Source organism: Sphingobacterium alimentarium (genome assembly GCF_004342685.1).
GTDB lineage: Bacteria > Bacteroidota > Bacteroidia > Sphingobacteriales > Sphingobacteriaceae > Sphingobacterium > Sphingobacterium alimentarium.
The window spans coordinates 1-5,739 of sequence record NZ_SMBZ01000081.1; the positions used below are offsets into that span (position 1 = coordinate 1).

A 5,739-nucleotide genomic window follows, 5' to 3' on the forward strand; every position below is an offset into this window, starting at 1 on the left:
GCTCCCTTGCGGAGTGGTGCAAAGATAGGCAACATTACCTATTGCTTCCAAGCTTTACGCTGATATATTTTTGGATTATCACTTAACTCATTGGAATAGCGGGGGATAAAATTCATGCGATAACGTTTTGTTATCGCATGATCTCTATTATTGAAGCCTGGGCTGGATTATTTCCAACCTTCGTTCTGTGTTAAATTTGGATTAAGTTGTAATTCCTGAATTGGTAATGGATATAAATAATCCTTATTCTCATCAAATACTTTTTTGATATGTCCATTAATAATCACATTACCAGATTTTCCATTCTCCAATAGAATTTCAGACCCTAATTTCAACAATTGTATACCCGATTGATTTGGTCTATCTCCTTCATAGATCCATATATCTTCCTTACCATCCCCATCCAAATCAAATTTACCTATACTCGGAAAGTACATGCCCTTATATTGCCTAGTCAATAAATGACCTTCTTTCCATCGCATAAGATCATCCCATCGGAATGATTCCATGACTAGCTCAATGCGACGTTCACGTCTTATTTCTAAGATAGCGCCTGAGTTGGTCCCAGATACATTTTTATACTGATTTTTCAGATAAGGATCTGGACTAGAATTAGCCGTAGCCAATGTGAGATTCGGCATACCTACCCTATCTCTTAATAGTTTGATAGATATGTCTATATCAGCTTGTGTAATTTCACCCAACTCGGCTTTTGCCTCCGCATAATTTAATAACACTTCAGCAAATCTGAATATAGGCATATCATTTTCGGAAATATTGAATGAATCATATTTGACATCACCTACAAATTTTATGACATGATATCCCGTCACAGTATGTCCAAAATTTGGAGCAATTGGAGATGCTCCGCCTATTCGCTTATACCCTGGAGTACGAATAGTTTGACTCAGTCTTGGGTCTCTATCCTGAATTTCCTCCAAAAAACTTAAGGTAGCATAATTACTTTTGTCCGTAAATCTAGATCCGTCTTTCATCAGGTATGTATTCACCAAATCTTTCTCTAAACCCGGCTTACCATAAGAAGCGGTGATGGTATAATAATTTACGTTATGAAATATCTGCAACGCAGTTGAAAACTTTCTCGACAAAATCACTTCTTCTGGTATACTATTTACAGAAGAAAATAATAATCCGTATCCATCCGATCCATTCCCTTTGTAAAGACTATATTGCTTACTATCCATCAATGTTTTAGCTGCTGCGGCAGCCTCAGATAAAAGCTCGTTAGATTTGGGTAGATTTAAATTTTTATGATATTTTCTAAACGTTCCTTCAAAAAGTGCCACCCTAGATTTTAATGCCAATGCCGTCCATTTGGTCACCTTTTCATCACTCTTGGCAGTAGGAAGGTGCTCGATAGCGTAATTCAAATCAGCCATTATAGAATCAACAACGAGCACGCGAGAATCTCTCGGTTTGATTAATTCTTCCTCATCATTTGTATTTAAACTTTTAGAATACCAAGGCACGTCACCAAATCTTTTTACTTTGTCAAAATAGAAATAAGCTCTAAAGAAGCGAGCGGTAGCAGCGTGTTTGGCGGCTTGAGCCTCTGGAACAGTTTTGTTATAATTCTCTAGGAAATAATTAATATTTCGAAGTTGACTCCAAGACCAGCCTCCTCCAGAAACTGGAACTTGCCTAAGTCCTGTTAAATCTTCAGACAAAGCATTCTTAACAATATTATCCACTGCTTCATTATACACGCCTTCTGCACTGGGCAGCGCATCGTAAAATGAATTAGTATATAATTCTAAATCCTTCTCTGTCCTGAAGTAAGTTTCAGGTGAAATATTAGCTTCAGGCTGTCTATCCAAATAACCCTTTTCACACCCAACCAAAGCAAATGCAAATAGCATCAAATATTTTATGTTTATATTATTCATATTTTTAGAAAGTAATATCTAGACCAAAAGAAAATGTTCTTGAATATGGGTAAGCTCTACCATTAGACTCTTGAGCCGCTTGCTCTGGATCTATATAATCCGATCGTAAAGCTGTAGCAGTCCATAAATTCTCACCAGACACAAATAGTCGGGCATTTGATAACTTAACACGCTGCATCCATTCCTGCTTTATAGTATACCCTAATGTTACATTTTTGAGACGCAGGTAACCAATATTTTGTAAATACCTGTCGTTTTTCGTCACTAATGAACCTCTAGTATTTAAGGCAATATATCCTCTCAACAATGGATAATATGCATCAGGATTCTCAGGTGTCCATACATCTTGCTCAAAATCTTTTGGGACAAACGAAAAATAAGGTCTTGAGTAGGGACCCCAAAATTTATCTGCATTCGTGCCTGGATACCAATGCTGACGACCAATACCTTGAAAAAATGCTGATACATCAAAACCATTCCAATTAGCACCCAAATTAAATCCATACGTGTATCTAGCACGACTATTGCCTATGATCACTTGATCTCCAGGATTGCTAAGGGTATTATCCCCTTGATTCACAATATTATCGCCGTTCAAATCTAAATATTTCAGATCTCCAGCTTGCAATCTTGACCATTCTCCCGGAGCGGACAACCTTACATTATCCACATAATTTTGATTTACAGCATAATTTGCAGCCTCCTCATTAGACTGGAAAAGCCCGTCTGTTTTGAAACCCCAAATCTCTCCTAGCTCCTGACCCACATAATAATCAGTTAATAGTCCCCGAGGATTGTCGAATCTGGTAATTGTTGCTTTTGAATCAGATAAACCAGCAGATACATTGAGGGTAAAAGGTTTATCTCCTACTTCAAACTGTTCACGATATGACAAGGAAACTTCCCACCCTCTATTTTCTAAATCTCCGGCGTTCATTCTAGGCGAACTAGCTCCAAATACTGCTGGTAAAGTTTTACCAGGAATTAACATATCCAAAGTTTTTCTAATAAAATAGTCAAAGGACATATTAAACTTTGAATTCATTAAGGATATATCTGTACCGATGTTTAGCGTATTCGTACGTTCCCAAGTCAAATCTGAAGAAATTGGCGTGGGTGCAGATATAAATTGTGTTTTATTACCATTCTGGATATAATTGGATAATCCCGAATTCATTAATGGTATATACCCATAGACGGACGCTTCTTGAGCATTTCCTAATTCACCGTAACTTGCTCTCAGCTTGAATTCATTTAATATCGGCTTAAGACCAGACATAAATGATTCTTCGGAAATTCGCCAACCTCCTGAAACGGATGGGAAAAACCCAAAACGTTGCTTACTCGGAAACTTTGATGTACCATCGTATCGACCATTAACCTCAAACAAGTACCGTTCTTTGAAATTATACGTTAACCTTCCAAAATAACCTTCCAAAGCCCATGTGTTGGCTCCCCCATTTACGGTCATATCTCCAGTTCCCAAATTGAAATCATTTAAGTCTTCGGATAATAAATCATTATGAACTCCTCCAATTCTGTCATAACCTCTATGTTCACGGTTGTAGCCCGCAGTAGCACCAAAATTATGATCATTGAAAGATTTAGTATAATTGGCAAAAAAGTTTACTGTATGTACTTGATTGGTAACTTGTGCTTCAGTGAGTCGATCATATCCTAAATAACTAATAACCCCTGGATAGATTGACCACGGTGCCCGGGTTCTACGAGCAAAAGTATTAATTGGGTTATAAGCAAAAGTATAATTTCCCGTAACTGTCAATCCATCATACAAGGTTGCAACGGCTTCAGTTTGATTCATAAACTCAAATTCTCGTTCACCACCTTTAGATTTACCATGCAGCAAATCTGCCATGATACCATCACCAATTGTATAGTTATTTAATTCAGTCCTGAAGGTAGCGGTTCCATCCGGATTCACAGGAACATAGGACGGCAACGCATGAACTGTCGTTGAAATAAAGTTGTTATTTGCGTTAGCACTTCCATTCCAACCCGGGAAAGTATAATTCTTGTAATTAATTTGTCCATTGTTAGATACCTTCAGCCAATTTGTCAATTGACCTTCTAATTTTGCACGCAGATTATATCCTCTAAACTTATCCTGCTGAACGCGCATGATTCCATTCTTTTCATAAGTCCGCCCAGATAAATAGAAATTGATTTTTTCAGTGGCACCCGACATTGTAATGGCATGCTCTGATGATGTTTGCATATCTCGGTAAAATACATCCCACCAATCCGTATTCGCATAATACACATATTGATCTTTTCCGTTACGATTCTGAATTACAACGCTCGGCAACGAAGGATCCGTTTTACGTTTAAGCAATTCCTCATAATCTTCGGGCGTGTATCCGGTATAACTATTACCTGTAGCACGTATAAAAGCTTCATCATTCAATCGAGCGGCGTCGTACCCACTTGTCATAAAATCCGTTGATACAGTTAGGTCAGAAAAACCAAAATTGTTATTATAACTTATATTCATACGGCCTGCCTTACCCTTCTTGGTGGTAACTAATACCACCCCAAAAGCTCCTCGCGCACCATAAATAGCTGCTGCCGCTGCATCCTTTAATACAGATATGTTTTCTATATCCCTAGGATTGACATTATTAATACTCCCCGGTACACCATCGATCAACATCAAAGGACCAGCATTTGTCGAATTGATAGATGCAAAACCACGAACATTGACAGAACCTTCTGTTCCAGGCCTACCGTTTGAGAAGTTAATATTAAGATTAGGTACGGCTCCTTGTAGCGCCTGAGTGGCATTAGATACGGGTCTGTCTTCTAAGATTTTTGAATCAATTTGAGATACAGCTCCTGTTAAGTTTACTTTCTTTTGGACACCATAGCCTACGACTACAATTTCATCCAGCATTTCTCCTCCCTCATTCAAGACAATACGTAAATTTTTGCCTGAGATTTTGACTTCTTGAACTTCATATCCCAACATACTGACATATAATGTTTGGTATAAAGTGGATTGAATATTAAACAGACCATTCTCATTAGTCATACTCGTAATTCCTGTCTCCACAACTTTAACAGTAACACCAGCAATTGGCTTCCCATTACTATCGACCACTGTCCCAGAAATTAATTCTTGCTGATATAAACCAGATTTTGAAGTAAAATTTGGAACATTTGCATGTGCAAAGCCATAAGAAAGTGGTAAAACAACTCCAGTTACTATTGCAAATAGAATAGATTTTCTCATTAATTAGATTGATTTAATTTTCACCAAAATAAATAATCGTGTTTTATCATAATTTAAAACAAACATTAGGATAATGTTAATAAAACACATCCGTCTTTCGAAGAATTAAATAATTCTAAAAAGTGGAAAATTTAGTTTAGTTGATTTAAGTGTATAATTACCTCAAATATAATTAATATTAATACAATCTTATACCTGTATTTTAAATTATATTAAGATGGCTGTGCAAGATATAAAGTGGAGCGATAATTAATTTCTAAAAAGAGGAGAGTATTTAGAGGCCTTTTACATATGTTATCCACAATAGCCTCATGGATAGTAATTAAAATCATATGAATATCAACTATATAAATAGCAGTCCCCGAAGATGAGACTTAAAGTAATAACAGTGAGAATTAAATATTTAGTTGTTGGAATAAGTGTGAAGCAACACGGAGATTTTAGTTTTTGAGATTGCATAGTTAAAAAGCCCAAGATAGCAGAAACCAAAAAAGCCTTACCACGTTGTTGTGATAAGGCTTTAGTTTTAATAAAAGAAGGCACCGACCTACTCTCCCACCTGTTACGGCAATACCATCGGCT

Annotated in this window: 2 protein-coding genes; both read right to left on the reverse strand. The window is 36.9% G+C overall.

What is annotated here, in order from left to right:
* Positions 1-167: 167 nt before the first annotated feature.
* On the reverse strand, positions 168-1,907 hold the full coding sequence (locus EDC17_RS16385) for a RagB/SusD family nutrient uptake outer membrane protein (RefSeq protein ID WP_132779283.1): 1,740 nt from the start codon (positions 1,905-1,907) through the stop codon (positions 168-170).
* Between the two features lie 4 nt (positions 1,908-1,911).
* Positions 1,912-5,157 (reverse strand): SusC/RagA family TonB-linked outer membrane protein, encoded by a 3,246-nt coding sequence (locus EDC17_RS16390; RefSeq protein ID WP_132779285.1) that lies wholly within the window; start codon positions 5,155-5,157, stop codon positions 1,912-1,914.
* Positions 5,158-5,739: the final 582 nt, after the last annotated feature.